16 protein-coding genes are annotated in these 17843 nt (G+C 64.5%); 12 read left to right on the top strand and 4 right to left on the bottom strand.

From position 1 onward, the window contains the following. Positions 1 to 2 precede the first annotated feature (2 nt). From BRA471DRAFT_RS13100 to BRA471DRAFT_RS13090, 3 genes are read right to left on the bottom strand one after another with little or no spacing between them, the layout of a single operon-like run. A complete protein-coding gene (locus BRA471DRAFT_RS13100; RefSeq protein WP_007607880.1) occupies positions 3 to 1553 on the bottom strand; it encodes a wax ester/triacylglycerol synthase family O-acyltransferase in 1551 nt (516 codons plus the stop codon). Between the two features lie 46 nt (positions 1554 to 1599). Further along, entirely contained in the window at positions 1600 to 2400 is an 801-nt protein-coding gene (locus tag BRA471DRAFT_RS13095) for a triacylglycerol lipase (RefSeq protein ID WP_007607879.1), read from the bottom strand. Further along, complete coding sequence (locus BRA471DRAFT_RS13090; protein ID WP_007593837.1) at positions 2400 to 2657, bottom strand: DUF6489 family protein; 258 nt, start codon at positions 2655 to 2657, stop codon at positions 2400 to 2402. The genes BRA471DRAFT_RS13095 and BRA471DRAFT_RS13090 overlap by 1 nt, the downstream gene beginning before the upstream one ends. Positions 2658 to 2959: 302 nt before the next feature. Between BRA471DRAFT_RS13090 and BRA471DRAFT_RS13085 the strand changes: the two genes are divergently transcribed. The 12 genes from BRA471DRAFT_RS13085 to BRA471DRAFT_RS13030 all read left to right on the top strand — a co-directional run bounded on the left by BRA471DRAFT_RS13085 (position 2960) and on the right by BRA471DRAFT_RS13030 (position 16878). Beyond that, positions 2960 to 4555: an ABC transporter substrate-binding protein gene (locus BRA471DRAFT_RS13085; RefSeq protein ID WP_007607878.1), complete on the top strand. Its 1596-nt coding sequence runs from the start codon at positions 2960 to 2962 to the stop codon at positions 4553 to 4555. A gap of 104 nt (positions 4556 to 4659) precedes the next feature. Beyond that, entirely contained in the window at positions 4660 to 5640 is a 981-nt protein-coding gene (locus BRA471DRAFT_RS13080) for an ABC transporter permease (protein ID WP_007607877.1), read from the top strand. A 10-nt stretch (positions 5641 to 5650) separates the two neighbouring features. Then, positions 5651 to 6622, top strand: a complete 972-nt coding sequence (locus BRA471DRAFT_RS13075) for an ABC transporter permease (RefSeq protein ID WP_007607876.1) — start codon at positions 5651 to 5653, stop codon at positions 6620 to 6622. Between the two features lie 58 nt (positions 6623 to 6680). After that, on the top strand, positions 6681 to 7667 hold the full coding sequence (locus BRA471DRAFT_RS13070) for an ABC transporter ATP-binding protein (RefSeq protein WP_007607875.1): 987 nt from the start codon (positions 6681 to 6683) through the stop codon (positions 7665 to 7667). Next, entirely contained in the window at positions 7664 to 8653 is a 990-nt protein-coding gene (locus BRA471DRAFT_RS13065; protein WP_007607874.1) for an ABC transporter ATP-binding protein, read from the top strand. The genes BRA471DRAFT_RS13070 and BRA471DRAFT_RS13065 overlap by 4 nt, the downstream gene beginning before the upstream one ends. 81 nt (positions 8654 to 8734) lie before the next feature. Then, complete coding sequence (locus tag BRA471DRAFT_RS13060) at positions 8735 to 10540, top strand: gamma-glutamyltransferase family protein (RefSeq protein ID WP_007607873.1); 1806 nt, start codon at positions 8735 to 8737, stop codon at positions 10538 to 10540. Between the two features lie 9 nt (positions 10541 to 10549). Continuing rightward, a complete protein-coding gene (locus BRA471DRAFT_RS13055; protein WP_007607871.1) occupies positions 10550 to 11260 on the top strand; it encodes a DUF1028 domain-containing protein in 711 nt (236 codons plus the stop codon). Continuing rightward, entirely contained in the window at positions 11257 to 12246 is a 990-nt protein-coding gene (locus BRA471DRAFT_RS13050) for an ABC transporter ATP-binding protein (protein ID WP_007607870.1), read from the top strand. Before BRA471DRAFT_RS13055 ends, BRA471DRAFT_RS13050 begins: the two co-directional genes overlap by 4 nt. Further along, a complete protein-coding gene (locus BRA471DRAFT_RS13045; RefSeq protein WP_007607867.1) occupies positions 12246 to 13346 on the top strand; it encodes an ABC transporter ATP-binding protein in 1101 nt (366 codons plus the stop codon). Before BRA471DRAFT_RS13050 ends, BRA471DRAFT_RS13045 begins: the two co-directional genes overlap by 1 nt. Positions 13347 to 13369: 23 nt before the next feature. Continuing rightward, positions 13370 to 14887: an ABC transporter substrate-binding protein gene (locus BRA471DRAFT_RS13040; RefSeq protein ID WP_007607866.1), complete on the top strand. Its 1518-nt coding sequence runs from the start codon at positions 13370 to 13372 to the stop codon at positions 14885 to 14887. Between the two features lie 157 nt (positions 14888 to 15044). Next, positions 15045 to 15986 (top strand): ABC transporter permease, encoded by a 942-nt coding sequence (locus BRA471DRAFT_RS13035; RefSeq protein WP_035974921.1) that lies wholly within the window; start codon positions 15045 to 15047, stop codon positions 15984 to 15986. 4 nt (positions 15987 to 15990) lie between these two features. Then, positions 15991 to 16878 carry an ABC transporter permease gene (locus BRA471DRAFT_RS13030; RefSeq protein ID WP_007607862.1) on the top strand — a complete coding sequence of 296 codons (888 nt, stop codon included), beginning with the start codon at positions 15991 to 15993 and terminating at the stop codon, positions 16876 to 16878. Positions 16879 to 17095: 217 nt separating this feature from the next. Here BRA471DRAFT_RS13030 and BRA471DRAFT_RS13025 read toward each other — a convergent pair whose 3' ends face one another. After that, positions 17096 to 17842 carry a hypothetical protein gene (locus tag BRA471DRAFT_RS13025; RefSeq protein ID WP_007607860.1) on the bottom strand — a complete coding sequence of 249 codons (747 nt, stop codon included), beginning with the start codon at positions 17840 to 17842 and terminating at the stop codon, positions 17096 to 17098. Position 17843 lies beyond the last annotated feature (1 nt).

Below are 17843 nucleotides of genomic sequence, written 5' to 3'. Positions count from 1 at the left end.
TCCTACTCGGCGGCACCCTTGATGTCCGCCGCGGGCGAAGCATAGGCAGCCTCCAGCGCGGCAAACTCCTCCGGCAGCATGTCGCACATCACCTGCACGTGCGGAATGATGTTGGCGCCGACGATGAAGCCGAAATCGAGCTGGTCGCGATAGCTCTGCACGGTGATGTTGAGCGCCTGTCCGTGCGTCGAAATCGACACCGGGAAGATGTGCAACAGCTCCGCGCCCGCGGCGTAGAGCGTCTGCCGCGGCCCCGGCACGTTGGACACCGTGATGTTCGCAGCCGGCGGCAGCACATTCGACAAATCGGAGCGGCTGTAGAGCAGCGCCATGATCTGAACGATGATCGGCGCGCCTAGCATCGAGATGTTGGAGACCTGCGGCATCAGCGCCCGCAGCGGATGCGACATCTCCTTGGACTTGGTCGATTGCGCGATGATGGCTTCCAGGCGCGCCTTGGGATCGTCGATGTTGGTCGCGATCGAACAGATCATGCCGAACACCTGGTTGTTGGCTTCGGTGTTGCCTTCCTCGCGCAGCGAGATCGGCACGGCAGCGGTCAAGGACTTCGCCGGCAGCGTTCCGTGTTGCAGGAGGTAGCGCCGGACCACGCCGGAGGCGAGCGCCAGCACGACGTCGTTGAGCTTGCCGCCGGCCTGCTTGGCCAGCGCCTTGGATCGCGACAGCGAGATCGAGACGCCGGCGAAGCTGCGCTCGGACGAGATCGATTTGTTGAGCATGGTCGGCGGCGACACCATGCTGGCGAGGCTCTCGCGCGATTTTGGATCGGATATCTTGCCGAGCACGTCCGAGACGCTCTTGACCATGGTCGGGATGTTGCCGGCAAAGCGCACGGCGCTCTCGATCTGGTACATCGCATTGTCGAACAGGATCGAACCGATGTCGCTCTTGCCGGTGCGCGGCAGTTGCAGGTTCTTCGCGGCCGCCGATGCATCGAGCGGCTGGGTGAAAAGCTGCTGGTAGGAATCGACCAGGTTCGCTGCGATGTCGCGCGGCTCCTGCCCGGGCTTCGCGCCCGCGATCGGCGGATCGACCTTCCGCGGGATCGGCGAGATATCGTAGATCATGTTAGTCAGCGCCGCACCGGCGCCGCCGTCGATGGCGGCATGATGCATCTTCGAATAAAGCCCGACCTCGTTGTTCTTCATGCCCTCGAACACGTAGAACTCCCAGAGCGGGCGGGCGCGGTTCAAGAGCTTGGCGTGCATCCAGCCCACGATGCGTTCGAGCGTGGCGCGGTCGCGCGGCTGCGGCAGGCTGGCGCGGAAGATGTGACGGTCGATGTCGAACTGATCGTCCTCCACCCAGGAGGGATGATCGATGTCGAGCGGCGCCTTCTCCAGGCGCGCCTTGAGGATCGGCGCGATGTGCAGACGCGAGACGATCATCGCCTTGAAATCTTCGAAGAAGTCGCCCTTGTAGTCGTCCGGCAGGCGAAAGATCGCCATGCTCCCGACATGCATCGGCATTTCCGGCGTTTCCAGATAGAGAAACGACGCGTCCAGCGACGACAGCTTCTTACCGTCAGCCATAGTTCCCTCCCGAGTATTTGACGGGCACCTTAGGCGGCGCTTCTCGTCAGGCCGATACTGCCTGTTCCGGCGGGGCATATGCAATGGCAAACGGCCCTGCCCGGTCAAATGGCCAGAACTCCCCCTCCGGTTGCGCAAGGCGGTCCGCGACGGCCCACAGCGCTGCAGGGTTCACCCCAAGCCCGATGTGGCTCGCCAGGTGCACCTCGATGTTCTCGGCACGGTCGGAGGGACGCAGCAGGCAAGTCCGCCAGTTCACGATGCCGTCGGCGCGCGAATAGATCGACGTCGCCGGCACCGGAAGATCGCCGGCGATCGCTTCGCGCAGCTCGGCGAAATCCTCCACTCGCTCGCCGGACATCATCTCGTAGAGCCGCGTCGCATTGGTCGCCCGTATGTCATTGGCAAAAGGGCTGCCGAGCGTGATGACGTTGCGGACCATGTCGGGCGCCTGGAGCGCGAGATCGCGCGCATAGACGCCGCCGAGACTCCATCCGACCAGGCTGACCTTGCGTCCGCTCGCAGCATGGATTTCGGCGAGACGGGCGCGCAACGAATCCCGCATCCGTCCGAGCCCGCCGAAATTACGGCCCATTCGCCAGGCATGTGCCTCATAGCCGAGCTCGCTGAGATAGCTCCGCATCGGCGCCATCGAGAGGTCGCTGGCGAGGAAGCCAGGCAGCGCCAGCACCGGATGGCCATCGCCTTTGGGTGCCCGCATCAGGACCGGCGACAGCAGCAGGCTGGCGTTGAGTTCGAGCAACCCACGGGCTTCGGCGAGCAGCAAGGCAAGGCCGGGCGGACGAAGCCGGCCCGAGGTCTGCGGCCCGTCCGGACCGGGCGGCATTATTTCTTCTTGTCGCCGCTGCGCGTGCCGCCGAGGCCGGCCATGGTGACGAACATGTCCTGAAACCGCTCGGCAAGCTTGGGATCGAAGGTGAACCAGCTCTGGATCAGCGACTCCGGCGAGACCTTGTCGATGTTGCTCAAGACCTGCTGCTGCAGCTTGTCCATCACCGCCGTCTGCATCGGTGCCAGATCGGGCAATCCGATGAACTGACGGGCTTCGAGGGGGGTGCAGTCGATTTCGATATTAACTTTCATGTCCCCTCCAGATGAGATTCGAGCGGCCTGCCGCAGTATCGCCGCGAGACGGTGTGCAACGCAAGCGACCTGAGGCCGGCGGCGGCCTCCGGCTTCCTCGATCGGCGGATATGGTCAATCAAAATTGCCCGCCCGCGCCCATCCACCCCTCGATGCCGGTCACCATTGCTGCACAGCGGCGCAACTTGGCGCGTTCCTTGCTGGAATGGCGCTTGCACGGGTCGAGAAGTCTGGGCAACATGGATTGGGACGCCCGCCGAACAATCAAAAATCACGGCGCGGCAGAGTTGAGAGGGTCAAGAATGTCAGTCGGTCGAACTCTGTTTGCGGCGACGCTCGCCGGTATGCTTGCGTTGACGATGTCGCCCGCGTCGAGCCAGACGCTACGCTATGCCAACCAGGGCGACCTGAAGTCGCTTGATCCCTACTCGCTGAACGAGTCCACCACCCACGCCCATCTCGGTCACGTCTATCAGGGCCTCACCGCGCGGGACAAGGACCTCAAGATCATTCCGGCGCTGGCGGAGAGCTGGGAAACTCCGGAGCCGACCCGGTGGCGCTTCCATTTGCGCAAGGGCGTCAAATTCCACAACGGCGACCCCTTCACCGCCGACGACGTGCTGTTCTCCGCCGATCGCGTCCGCAACAAGAACTCGAACATGCAGACCCGGCTGGCGCCCAACGTCAAGGTCGTCAAGGTCGACGACTACACGGTCGATTTCGTCCTGCCCTCGCCCAATCCCATCCTGCATTCGTCGTGGGATGTCTGGTACATCATGGACAAGAAATGGGCTGAGGAGAACAAAGCGGTCGAGCCGACGCCGGTGTCCGCGACCTCTCCGAGCTATGCCTCGCTTCACGAGAACGGCACCGGCCCCTTCATCATCGAGAGCCATCAGCCCGGTGTGAAGACCGTGTTCAAGGCCAATCCCAACTACTGGGGCAAGATGGAAGGTAACCTGAAGGAGATCATCTTCACCCCGATCTCGTCCGATGCCACCCGCGTCGCCGCGCTGCTCTCGGGCGAAGTGGACGTCATCGAGCCGGTGCCGATCCAGGACATCTCCCGCGTCGATGCAAGCCCGAATGCCCAGGTGCTGAAGGCCCCTGAGTTGCGCACCATCTTCATCGGATTCGATCAGACGCGTGACGAGCTGCTCTACTCCAACATTAAAGGCAAGAACCCGTTCAAGGACGTCAAGGTCCGCGAAGCCTTCTACAAAGCGATCGACATCGAGCTGATCAAGACGCGGGTGATGCGCGGGCTGTCGACGCCCTCGGCGCTGATGATCGCTCCGGAATTGTTCGCGCTGTCCAAGGAGTTCACCCGGCCGAAGTTCGATCCAGATGGTGCCAAGAAGCTCCTGGCCGAGGCCGGGTACCCCGAAGGCTTCGAGGTCACCATGGACTGCCCGAACGATCGGTACGTCAACGACGCCGCGATCTGCCAGGCCGTCGTGGGCATGCTTGCCCGCATCGGCGTCAAGATCAATCTGCTGGCGCAGCCCAAGGCGCAATACTTCGCCAAGGTGTTGAAGCAGGGCGGCTATCAGACCTCGTTCTACATGCTGGGCTGGACGCCGAGCACGATGGACTCCCATAACGTGCTCTACGACATCATGGGCTGTCGCGACGATGCGAAATCATCGCGCGGCGAGGCCAATCTCGGCGGCTATTGCAACAAGGAATTCGACGCCATCACCGACAAGGTGCTGGTCGAAACCGACACGGCCAAACGCAATCAGCTGATCAAGCAGGCGTATGAGATCAGCATCAAGGACTGGGCTTATATTCCGCTGCACCAGCAGGCGCTGGCCTGGGGCGTATCGAAAAAGGTCAACCTGCCGCAGCGCGCCGACAATCTGGTCATGTTCCACTGGGCGACCAAGAAGGAATAGCGTCAGTTGAACACAAGGTCCCGGCAGCGTCAGGCTACCGGGACCTTTCCTTTTTCGGCTGACAAAGACGTCGGCCGGACGCACACTCAAGGAAAGTGGAAGGCATGCTCGCTTTCACTCTTCGCCGGGCCGTTCAGGCCATCGGCGTCATGTTCGCCGTCGGCATCATCGCGTTCTCGATGTTCCGCTTCGCCGGCGACCCTATCAACCAGATCGTCTCGCTCGATACGCCGGCGGCCGAACGCGCAGCCGTGCGCAAGTCGCTGGGGCTCGATGATCCCGTGCCGGTGCAGTTCGTGCGCTATTTCGCAGATGCCGCGCAATTCAAGTTCGGCGTCTCCTATCAGTTCCGCCAGCCGGTCTCGACGCTGTTGATGGAGCGTATGCCCGCAACGCTGGAACTCGCGATCTGCGCGACCGTATTTGCAATGGTCTCCGGCATCCTGATGGGCGTCTATTCGGCGCTCAGGCGAGACACCCTGCTCGCCAAATTATTCCAGGCGGTTTCGCTGATCGGCATCTCGCTGCCGACTTTCCTGATCGGCATCCTTCTGATCTACCTGTTCGCGGTGACGTTGGGCTGGTTGCCCTCGTTCGGCCGCGGCGAAGTCGTCAAGCTCGGCTGGTGGACCACGGGCCTGCTCACATTGTCGGGCCTGAAGGCGCTGATCATGCCCTCGATCACGCTCGGCCTGTTCCAGATGACCCTGATCATGCGGCTGGTGCGCGCGGAGATGCTGGAAGTGCTTCGGACCGACTATATCCGCTTCGCCCGCGCCCGCGGGCTGACAACCCGTGCCATTCATTTCGGCCACGCGCTGAAGAACACGCTGATTCCCGTGATCACGGTGGCAGGACTTCAGTTTGGCTCGGTTATTGCATTTTCGATCATCACCGAAACCGTGTTCCAATGGCCCGGCATGGGACTTCTGTTCGTGCAGGCCGTGCAAAACGTCGATATCCCGATTATGGCTGCCTACCTGCTGATGGTCTCGCTGATTTTCGTCACCATCAATCTGGTGGTCGACATCCTCTACACCGTCGTCGATCCGCGCCTGCGCGCGACCGTCGGCCGCGCCACATAAGGCAGCCTGTATGTCCGAAGTGGTCGCCTCCAATCCCGACAAGCCGAGCACGCTGCCGACGCATGCCGCCCGCAGCTGGTTCAGCCGCGCACTCGACAGCGACGTCTTCTACTCGTTTCGCCGATCCAAGCTGACCATGGTCGCGGCAGCCATTACCGTGCTGTTCTTCCTGCTCGCGATCTTTGCCTCCGCGCTCGCGGTGCAGGACCCTTTCGATCCGGCACAGCTCCAATTGATGAATTCCAGGATCTCACCGCTGTGGACCGCTGAGGGGCAGAGCCCGTTCCTGCTCGGCACGGACGAGCAGGGCCGCGATGTGTTCTCCGCCATTCTCTACGGGCTGCGCATTTCGCTCGCTGTCGGCGTGGCCGGCGTGATCTTCGCGGGCGCGCTCGGCATCGCGCTTGGCCTGGTCGCCGGCTATTTCGGCGGCGCGGTGGACGGCGTGATCATGCGGATCGCCGACGTGCAACTCACTTTCCCCGCCATCCTGATCGCGCTGCTGGTCAACGGCATCGCCAAATCGATTCTCGGCAACCGGCTGGATGCAACCAGCATGCTGATCGTGCTGGTGATCTCGATCGGCCTGAGTTTCTGGGTCGGGTATGCCCGGACGGTGCGCGGTTCCGTGATGGTCGAGAAGAACAAGGACTACGTGGCCGCCGCGCAATTGATCGGCCTTCCCGCACCAAAGATCATGTTCCGCCATGTGCTGCCAAACACGATGGGTCCGATCCTGGTCATCGCGACGATCAACCTCGCGCTCGCCATCATCACCGAGGCGACGCTGTCTTTCCTCGGCGTCGGCCTGCCCGACACAATGCCCTCGCTCGGCACGTTGATCCGCATCGGCAACAACTACCTGTTCGCGGGCGAATGGTGGATCGTGGCCTTCCCTGGTATCGCGCTCGCCGCCCTGATCCTGTCGATCAACCTGCTCGGCGACTGGCTGCGCGACGCGCTCAACCCGAAGCTCCGATGAGCAAAATTTCAAAGAGCGAAATCTGGATGAGCAAAACTTGGATGAGAGCGTCTCGCTCATGACCGACCCCATCCTCTCCGTGCGTAATCTTCAGGTCGAGTTCGCCTCCCGCCGCGGCACGCTGCGCGCCATCGACGGTGTCTCCTTCGACATCGCCAAGGGCGAGGTACTCGGCGTGGTCGGCGAATCCGGCGCCGGCAAGTCCGTCACGGGTCTGGCCGTGATCGGCCTGATCGATCCGCCCGGCCGCATCGCCGGCGGCGAGATTCGTCTTGCGGGCCTGCGCATCGACAATTTGCCGGCGGAGGAGCTGCGCCGTATCCGCGGAAAACGGATCGGCATGATCTTCCAGGATCCCCTGACATCGCTCAATCCGCTCTACCGCGTCGGCGATCAGCTGATCGAGACGATCAGAACCCATCTGAACCTGTCCGAGACCGCCGCGCGCCGCCGCGCCATCGACCTGCTCGCCGAAGTCGGAATCCCCGCACCCGAAAAGCGCATTGACGGCTATCCCCACGAATTCTCCGGTGGCATGCGCCAGCGCGTGGTCATTGCGCTCGCGATCTGTGCCGAGCCGGAGCTGATCATCGCGGACGAGCCGACCACCGCACTCGACGTCTCCGTACAGGCGCAGATCATCTCGCTGATCAAGCGACTCGGACGCGACCACGGCACCGCCGTGATGCTGGTGACCCACGACATGGGCGTCATCGCGGAGGCGTCCGACCGCGTCGCGGTGATGTATGCCGGCCGCGTTGCCGAGATCGGTCCGGTGCAGGACGTCGTCAGGAACCCGCTGCACCCTTATGCCAAGGGCCTGATGGGCGCGATCCCCACCCTTGCCGGCGACGACAAGCGTCTGGTGCAGATCCCCGGCTCCATGCCGCGCCTGTCGGCGATCCCACGCGGCTGTTCGTTCAATCCGCGCTGCGCATTCGCATTCGACCGATGCCGCGTGGAGAGGCCGGAGCCACTACCGCGCGGCACGCAATCCGTCGCGTGCCACCTCTATGACAGTGTGCCGGCGGAGAGCGCGGCATGAGCACTTCCTTCGTCCAGGCCACAAATCTGCGGCGCGTCTTCGACGTATCGAAACCCTGGCTCAACCGCGTGCTCGAGGGCGGCCATCTCGAATACCTCAAGGCCGTCGACGGCGTCACCTTCGACATCAGGAAGGGCGAGACCTTCGCGCTGGTCGGCGAGTCCGGCTCGGGCAAGACCACGGTCGCACGGATGGTCGTGGGCCTGCTGCCGCCGAGCTCCGGCGACGTCCTGATCGACGGCGTCTCGATGACCGACCCGAGGCAGGCACCGGCACGCCGAAAGCTCCGCCGCCGCATCCAGATGATCTTCCAGGATCCCTATGCGAGCCTGAACCCACGCTTCCGGGTCGACGCCATCATCTCCGAGCCGATCCGCGCTTTCGACCTGATCGAGGGCGAGCGCGACATCCAGGCGCGCGTCGGCGAACTCCTCAGCCTTGTCGGCCTGCATCCCGACGACCGGCTGAAATTTCCGCACGAATTCTCGGGCGGCCAACGTCAGCGCATCGCGATCGCTCGCGCGCTCGCCTCCGACGCGGAGTTCATTGTCTGCGACGAGCCGACCTCCGCGCTCGACGTCTCCGTGCAAGCGCAGATCCTGAACCTGATGCGCGACCTCCAGGACAAGTTCGGCCTGACCTACATGTTCATCAGCCACAACCTCGCCGTCGTCCGCCACATGGCGAGCCGCGTCGGCGTGATGTATCTCGGACGCATCGTCGAGATCGCGGAAGGGCGCGAGCTGTTTGCCCGTCCTCGCATGCCCTACACCAAGATGCTGCTCGGCGCCGTGCCCGATCTTGCCATGAGCGGCCGCCAGCGCATTCCCGTGAAGGGCGAGATCCCGAACCCGATCAATCCGCCGCCTGGGTGCGCCTTCAATCCGCGCTGCCCGCTGGCGTTCGATCTCTGCCGCAAGGAAGCACCTGAATTGATCGACGGCGTCGCCTGCCATGCGGTCAACACCGCGCCGGTACCGGCGTGACGCGCGCGTGCCATGCAGCCTGCGCATTTGGCGGCGGCCTGGCCCTGTGATCAATTGCGCGCGCCGCACATGAGGTAGTCCATGGCCAGCATCGTCAATCCCGATCCCTTCACGACACGCCCCGAGATCGAAGGCACCTTCGGCGTCGTCGCGACCACGCACTGGATCGCGACCGCTATCGGCATGGCCATCCTGGAAAAGGGCGGCAATGCCTTTGACGCCGGCGTCGCCACGGCTTTCACGCTCCAGGTGGTCGAGCCGCATCTGAACGGCCCAGGCGGCGACGTTCCGATCATCGTGCACGACGTGAAGCGCGGCCGCACCGAGGTGATCTGCGGCCAGGGTCCGGCACCGGCCCGCGCCACCATCGCGCATTACAAGAGCGAAGGCCTCGACATGGTGCCCGGCACCGGCCTGCTCGCGGCCTGCGTCCCCGGCACCTTCGAATCCTGGATGATGCTGCTGCGTGACTACGGCACGATGCGCGTGCGCGACGTGCTGGAGCCGGCGATCTCCTATGCGCGCGACGGCTATCCGCTGGTCGAGCGCGCCTGCGCCACGATCCAGGCCGTCGAGCAATTATTCCGCAAGCACTGGCCGACATCAGCCGCCGTCTATCTGCCGAACGACGAAGTGCCAAAGCCCGGCACGCTCTTCACCAACAAGACGCTTGCAGCGACCTACGCACGAATCCTGAGCGAGGCCGAAAGCGATGGCGGCGGCCGCGATGCCGAGATCGAGCGCGCGCGAAAGGCGTGGTCGCAGGGCTTCGTCGCGGAAGCCATCGACAAATTCTGCCGGACGCAGGAGGTGATGGACGTCAGCGGCTCGCCGCACCGCGGCGTGCTGTCGGCCGATGACATGGCGCGCTGGCAACCGACGGTCGAGGCCCCGCTCACCTACGATTATGGCCGCTACACTGTCTGCAAGGCCGGCGTCTGGAGCCAGGGTCCGGTGACGCTGCAGCAGCTCGCGCTGCTGAAGGGCTTTGCGCTCGATGGGCTGGACCCGACCGGGCCTGAATTCATCCATCTCCAGATCGAATGCGCCAAGCTCGCCTTCGCCGACCGCGAGAAATTCTACGGCGATCCTGAGTTCAGCGAGATCCCGATCGGAACGCTGCTGTCGGATCCCTACAACAACGACCGCCGCAAGCTCGTCACCGACAAGGCCTCGCTCGATCTCCGGCCCGGTGCGATCGAGGGCTTTGGCGGCGTGGTCAAGCTGCGCCGCGCCGAGGGCCAGCGCGAGGCTGTCGGCGCGCTCGGCGCCGGTGAACCGACGGTGGGCCGTTTCGGCGAGGTGCGCGGCGACACCGTGCATTTCGACATCATCGACAAGGCCGGCAACATGGTGTCCTCGACACCATCAGGCGGCTGGCTGCAATCATCGCCGATCATCCCCGAGCTCGGCTTCTGCCTCGGCAGCCGCGCGCAGATGTTCGATCTGGAGGAGAACCAACCGAGTTCGCTCGCGCCCGGCAAGCGGCCACGCACCACTTTGTCGCCGACCATGGCGCTGCGCGATGGCGAACCCTATCTCGCCTGGGGCTCGCCCGGCGGCGACCAGCAGGACCAGTGGATCACGCAGTTTTTCCTGCGGCACGTCCATTGCAATCTGAATCTTCAGGAAGCCATCGACGCCCCGGCCTGGCACTCCGAGCATTTCCCGATCTCGTTCTGGCCCCGCACCGCGCGCCCCGGCGTGCTCGTGGTCGAGAACCGCGTGCCGAAGGCGACGATCGCGAATCTTCGCGAACGCGGACATATCGTCGAGGTCGGACCGGATTGGTCGGAAGGCCGCCTGACCGCGGCCTCGCGCGTCGGAGCACGCCGCCGCGCCGCCGCCAATCCGCGCGGCATGCAAGGCTACGCCGCAGGGCGCTGAAGGCAGCACATGACCTGGTCGATCATCGCGCGCGATTCTGCTACCGGCCAGTTCGGCATCGCCGTTGCTACGCGCTTCTTCGCCGTCGGCGCGCGTGTCCCCTACATCGCGGCGGGACTTGGCGCCATTGCGACGCAGGCCTTCGTCAATCCGTATTACGGCATCGACGGCGTCAAGCTGCTGCGGGAAGGTCTCAACGCGCACGACGTGCTGGCCGCCCTGCTCGCGACCGACGATGGCCGCGACAGCCGCCAGATCCATATCATGGACGCCAGTGGCGCGATTGCCGCGCATACCGGGGGCGACTGCGTGGATTGGTGCGGGCACATTGCGGGCAGCGACTTCTCGATCGCCGGCAACATGCTCGCGGGCGCCGATGTGCTCGAGGAGACCGCAAAAACCTATATCGCCAATGACAGCCTGCCCTTCCCGCGCCGGCTGCTCGCTGCGATGCGCGCGGGCGAAGCCGCCGGCGGCGACAAGCGCGGCAAGCAGTCCGCCGCGCTCCTGATCCACGGCGAGGAGGAATGGCCGGCATTGGACCTGCGCGCCGACGATCATCCCGATCCGCTCGGTGAGCTCGAGCGGCTCGAGCGCGTCAGCCACGAGCTCTGGGTCCACTTCCGCGCTTCCATGCCGACGCGGCAGAACCCGGCCGGCAACACCGATCGCAGCGTCATCGACGCCAGCATCGCCGCAGCGCGCGCAAACCGATCATGAACCCGAGCCCCCTTATCGAGATCAGCGATCTGCGCATTCGCTTTCACGGCGACGACGGCCGCGTCACCCACGCGGTCGACGGCGTCGATCTCAGCGTCGCCAATGGCGCGACGCTCGGCCTCGTCGGCGAGTCCGGCTGCGGCAAGAGCGTGACGTCGCTGGCCATCATGGGCCTGCTGCCGAAGCAGAGCGCGGAAATCTCCGGCGCGATCCGCTTCGACGGTTTCGACCTGCTTAGGACGTCCGACCAAACGTTGCGCGACCTTCGCGGCAACCGGCTCGCGATGATCTTCCAGGAGCCGATGACCTCACTCAATCCGAGCTTCACCATCGGCGATCAGATCGTGGAGACGATTCTGCGCCATCGCGGCGGCTCGCGAAAGAGCGCGCGTGAGCGGGCGATCGAACTCTTGCGTCGCGTCCACATCCCCTCGCCCGAGCGGCGGATCGACGAATATCCGCACAAGCTTTCCGGCGGCATGCGCCAGCGCGTCATGATCGCGATGGCGCTGGCCTGCGACCCGCGGCTGCTGATCGCGGACGAGCCGACCACCGCGCTCGACGTCACCCTGCAGGCGCAGATCCTGGAGCTGATGCGCGAGTTGAAGGCGGCGAGCGGCGCGGCCATCATCCTGATCACCCACGATCTCGGCGTCGTCGCCGAAGTCTGCGACGAGGTCGCGGTGATGTATGCCGGCGAGATCGTCGAGCGCGCGGCGGTGGACGAGCTGTTCTCGGCGCCGCAGCATCCCTACACCGTCGGCCTGCTCGGCTCGATTCCGCGGCTCGACCATCGCGCCGAACAGCTCGCCACGATCGAGGGCATGGTGCCGAACATGGCGCAGCCGGCCGCCGGCTGTCGCTTCGCCGCACGCTGCCCCTTCGTGCTGGAGGCCTGCACCAAGGCGCCGCCGCCGCTGGTCGAAGTCAGTCCCGGCCACCTCTCGCGTTGCATCCGCGCGCCGCTCGAACGTCTGGTGTCGTGATGGCTCTGCTCGAGGTCCACGGTCTGGTCAAGCATTTCGTCGCCGAGCGTTCGCTGTTCGGCCGGGCGCTGGCGCATGTCAAAGCCGTTGATGGCGTTTCCTTCTCGCTCGATGCCGGCAAGACGCTGGCGCTGGTCGGCGAATCCGGCTGCGGCAAATCCACCGTCAGCCGCCTGGTGCTGCGGCTGATCGAGCCGGATGCAGGCACAATCCGTTTCGAGGGCCGCGATCTGCTCTCGCTCGACGCCGGCGCGCTGCGCGCCTTTCGCCGCGAGGCCCAGATCATCTTCCAGGATCCCTACGCCTCGCTCAATCCGCGCATGACCGTCGGCCAGATCCTGACCGAGCCGCTGGCGCTGCACAATCTGGTGCCGCCCGCCCGGCGGCGCGAACGCATCGAGGAGATCTTGCGGCTGGTCGGGCTGGAGCCGCGGCTGGCGCGGCGTTATCCGCACGAGTTTTCCGGCGGCCAGCGCCAGCGCATCGCCATCGCCCGCGCGCTCGCGGTCGAGCCGAAACTGATCATCTGCGATGAGCCGGTCTCGGCGCTCGACGTCTCGATCCGCTCGCAGATTCTCAATCTGCTGCGCGAGCTTCAGGACCGGCTCGGGCTGGCCTACATTTTCGTCTCGCACGACCTCGCGGTGGTCAAGCACATCGCCGACCACGTGGCGGTGATGAATCTCGGCCAGATCGTCGAAACGGCGGCGGCGGACGCGCTGTTCGCCGCACCGCGTCATCCCTACAGCCGGGCTCTATTGTCCGCGATCCCGGTGCCTAAACCGCGGGCAAAGCGCAGCCGGATTGTGCTGCAGGGAGAGATCCCCAGCGCGCTCAATCCGCCGCCGGGATGCCGCTTCCACACCCGCTGCCCCTACGTGGTCGACGGTTGCCGCAGCGAAATGCCTCAGCTCGTGCGGGATGGCATCGGACATGCAACGGCGTGCCACCGAACGTCGGAACTGCCGTCGTCCGAGGCGATCGTCCCGACGGACGGCGGCTTCTCCCCGGTTCTCGAAAAATTGGTCGCCGCCTTCAGCGGCGGCCCGGAAGCAGTCCGCGGCAGCGGGGTTAGTTCATTGGGGACGAACCCGGCATAGCCGCAAAACAGAGGTTGAGAGCGATGAGTCCTATGCGTTTGGCACTCCTGGCGTCGGCATTGCTGACGTCGCTCGCAGGCGCGGCCCAGGCCCAGGCCCAGACCACGCTTCGCATCGGCATTGCCGAGGATCCTGACATCCTCGATCCCAGCATCGGCCGCACCTATGTCGGCCGCATCGTGTTCTCTGCCTTCTGTGACAAGCTGTTCGACATCGACGAGAAGCTCAACATCGTGCCGCAGCTCGCGCTGTCGCATGAGACGTCGGCCGACGGCAAGGAGATGACGATCAAGCTCCGGCCCAACGTGAAATTCCACGACGGCGAGCCGCTCGACGCGGAAGCTGCGAAGTTCTCGATCGAGCGCCATATGACGCTGCCGACCTCGTTCCGCAAGTCCGAGCTCGCGAGCGTCGACCATGTCGAAGTCGTAGACCCCCTGACCATCAAGCTGGTGCTCAAGACGCCTTACTCCCCGTTGATCGCCCAGCTGACTGATCGCTCCGGCATGATGGTCTCACCGAAGGCCGCGAAGGAAGCCGGCGACAAGTTCGGCCTGCATCCGGTCTGCGCCGGTCCCTACAAGTTCGTCGAGCGCGTGCAGCAGGACCGCATGGTCTTCGAAAAATTCGCCGACTACTGGAACAAGGACAACATCCATATCGACCGCGTGGTGTTCCTGCCGATTGTGGACGCCACGGTGCGCCTTGCCAACCTGAAGTCCGGCGGGCTCGATCTGATCGAGCGCGTGCTCGCCACCGACATCAAGGATGTGCGTGCAGATTCGCGGCTCGTGCTGTCGACGGCGCCCGAGCTCGGCTATTATGGCCTGACCGTCAATATCGGCAACGACAAAGCGAAAGGGCCGCTCAGCCAGTCGGCGAAAGTACGCCAAGCGCTCGATCTGTCGATCGATCGCGAAGCTCTCAATCAAGTCGTCTTCAACGGCGAGTTCACGCCCGGCAACCAATGGGTCAGCCCGACCCATCCCTATTACCAGAAGGCCTTTCCGGTCCGTGGCCGCGACGTCGCAAAGGCCAAGGCGCTTCTGAAGGAAGCCGGCGTCACCCTGCCGGTGACCGTCGACTACATGATTCCCAAAGGCGCGGAGAACGAAGCGGTTGCCCAGGTGATCCAGTCGATGGCCGCGGAAGCGGGCTTCGACATCAAGATCCGCGCGGTCGAATTCGCGACCACCTTCAAGCAGGCCCAGGCCGGCGAGTTCCAGATCTTCCAGATCAACTGGAGCGGCCGTATCGATCCGGACGGCAACTCCTACATCTTCATGCGCAGCAAGGCACCGCAGAACGATGGCGTCTATTCGAATCCGGAAGCCGACAAGCTGCTGGAAGAAGGAAGGGCGACATCCAACGTCGAGGAGCGCAAGGCGATCTACGCCAAGCTGAACAAGATCCTGCTCGACGACCTGCCGATCATATACATCTATCACCGCACGCTCCTGATCGCGCACACGACCAAGCTCCAGGGCTATAAGCAGGTGCCAGATGGCCTCGTGCGCGTGGTCGGGCTGAAGTTCAAGTGATGCCTCCGGCGGTGAACGCGTGTCCCGGACGCGGCGCAGCGCGCAAGCGCTGCTCCGCAGAGCCGGGACCCATAGCGACGGCACACCATGATAGATCGGTCCCGGTTCAGCAGCGCAACATTGCATGTTGCGCTGCGCCCGGGACACGACGGCCGCCATGCTGAACTTCCTCGCCCGCCGCATTGTGCAGATCGTGCCGACACTGTTCTTCGTGTCGGTGCTGATCTTCTCGCTCCAGCAATTGTTGCCGGGTGATCCGGCGCTGGTGATGGCCGGTGAGGAGCGCGATCCCGCCGTGATCGAGCAGATTCGCCAACAATACCGGCTCGATCAGCCGATTCCCGTGCAGTACGTCTACTGGCTCAAGGGAGTCCTGACCGGCAATTTCGGTGAATCGCTGCGCAACAAGATGCCGGTGCGCGAGCTGATCGCGCAGAAGCTGCCGGTGACGCTCCAGCTCGGCTCGATGGCGATGCTGATCGCGCTCCTGATCGGAATTCCTGCCGGCATCGTCTCCGCCGTGAAGAAGGGCACCGTCTGGGACTACGGCGCCAATTTGTTCGCGTTGTGGGGCATCTCGACGCCGAATTTCTGGCTCGGCATCATGCTCATCTTCCTGTTCTCGATCGAACTCGGCTGGCTGCCGGCGTCCGGCTACGTGCCGCTGACCGAGAACTGGCGTGCGAGCCTCGCCGCGACCATCATGCCGGCCTTCGTGCTTGGCAACGCGATTTCCGCGGTCCTGATGCGGCACACCCGGAGCGCCATGCTCCAGGTGCTGGAAAGCGACTATGTCCGCACCGCGCGCGCCAAGGGATTGTCCGAACGCTCGGTCATCCTCAAGCACGCCATGCGCAACGCACTCACGCCGATCATCACGCTCGGCGCGCTTGAGCTCGGCACGCTATTGTCGGGAGCGGTTCTGACCGAGCAGATCTTCTCCATTCCCGGCTTCGGCAAACTGATCGTAGACGCCGTGTTCAACCGCGACTACGCGGTCGTACAGGGCGTCGTGCTGGTGACGGCGACGGTCTACATCACGCTGAACCTGGTTGCCGATATCGCCTACATCCTCGTCAATCCACGGCTGCGGGGCTAGACACATGACCGATGCCGTCCTGCCCGCTGCTCTCGTCGCGCAAGCTGACGAGCTGGACAGCCCGGCGCGTCGCGCCCGGCGCCGCCTGTTCAAACGCAAGGCCGCAGTGTTCGGACTTGTCATGATCAGTTTGTTCGTCGGCTTCGCGGCTCTCGCGCCGCTCGTCGTGCCCTACGATCCCATCGCGACGAGCTGGAGCCTGGTCCGCAAGCCGCCCACGGCGGCGCACTGGTTCGGCACCGACGAGCTCGGTCGCGACATCCTGAGCCGCGTCGTCTACGGTGCCCGGGCGTCGTTGCTCGCGGGCCTCATCTCGGTCGCGATCGCGCTGGGCGTCGGCGTCCCCCTCGGCCTGCTTGCCGGCTATCGCGGCGGCTTCGTCGATGCACTGATCAGCCGGATGACCGACGCGATGCTGGCCTGCCCATTCCTGATCCTGGCGATCGCGCTCGCCGCATTCCTTGGTCCGAGCCTCGGCAATGCCATGATCGCGATCGGCATCTCGGCAACCCCGATCTTCATCCGCCTGACCCGCGGCCAGGTGTTGAACGTCAAGGCCGAGGACTATGTCGAGGCGGCGCGCGCGCTCGGCAATCCGCCGTGGCGGATCGCGTTCTCGCACATCCTGCCGAACATCCTGCCGGCGCTGCTGGTGCAGGCGACGCTGTCGATTGCGGCCGCCATTATCGCCGAAGCCGCGCTGTCCTTCCTTGGCCTCGGCCAGCAGCCGCCGGCGCCATCCTGGGGCAGCATGCTCAACGCAGCGCAGCGCTTCCTGACCCAAGCGCCCTGGATGGCGATCTGGCCGGGGCTCGCGATCTTCCTCGTGGTGCTGTCGCTGAACCTGCTCGGCGACGGCCTGCGAGACGCGCTCGATCCAAGGCAGCGTTAGAGCGGAATGAGAATAGGTTGAATTAAGCGGCTCCGGGCTCGGTGCACCTCTCCCGCTTGCGGGAGAGGTCGGCGCAAGGCGCCGGGTGAGGGCTCTCTCCTCTTGGGGTTCTCGATTGCGGAAATACCCTCTCCCCAACCCTCCCCCGCAAGCGGGGGAGGGAGCACACTTCCCCCGTTGCAGCAAACGAGCCTGATCTCACCGGTCCTTGGTCTAGCTAGATCACGGTCTCCCGCATCACCCGGCGGCAATCCATCTCGTATTCGAGATCGACCACCGGCGGCCGGGCATAGTGCCAGGTCAGGCCGGATCGCAACGCCCCGCGGCGGACGAGTTCGTCGACCAGGGCGTGGTGGAAGTCGTGCACGGAATAGGCCTGCACGCCGGTCGTGTCCTTCCAGCCGAAGCCGAAGGCCGTCATCCTGTTCTCCATCTGGGAGGTCGTCGTGAAGCGCACCTTCTCGCGAAGGCCGTCCGGGCTGAGGTCGCGGTAGCGCACGGTGCGCTCGACATAGGTCCCATTGCCCTCGCGCGCCTCGGCGCCGCCTGATATCACGAAGCTCGGCGTCTTCGAGCTTGTCGGCCGCGTGAAGGAGAACGCGTAGAACGACGGCTCGGCCGGTGGATCGATCTCCGGACAGACATTGCTGCGCGCCACCGGATTGGTGGTGCCGTCGAAGATTTTCCATTCGGACAACGTCTTCACATAGTGCAGGTTGAACGCGCGAAAGCCTTCCTCGCTGAAGGCCGCGGGCGAGCGCAGTTCGCAGGCGCAGAACGCCGTGAGCGGCCGCCCCGCCTCCTGAATATACTTCGCGGCAAGCGCAAACCCTTCCGCAAGCGGCACCAGGCGGTCGAAACGGACGCGCTCGATCTCATAGCCGTCATTCGCGGCCGCACCGGCCGAATACTGGAATACGGACGGAATGAAACGGTAATTGCCGGTGGAGAATTCACCAATCATG

It is taken from the genome of Bradyrhizobium sp. WSM471 (assembly GCF_000244915.1).
Taxonomy (GTDB): domain Bacteria; phylum Pseudomonadota; class Alphaproteobacteria; order Rhizobiales; family Xanthobacteraceae; genus Bradyrhizobium.
This window is presented reverse-complemented; position numbering and strand designations above follow the sequence as displayed.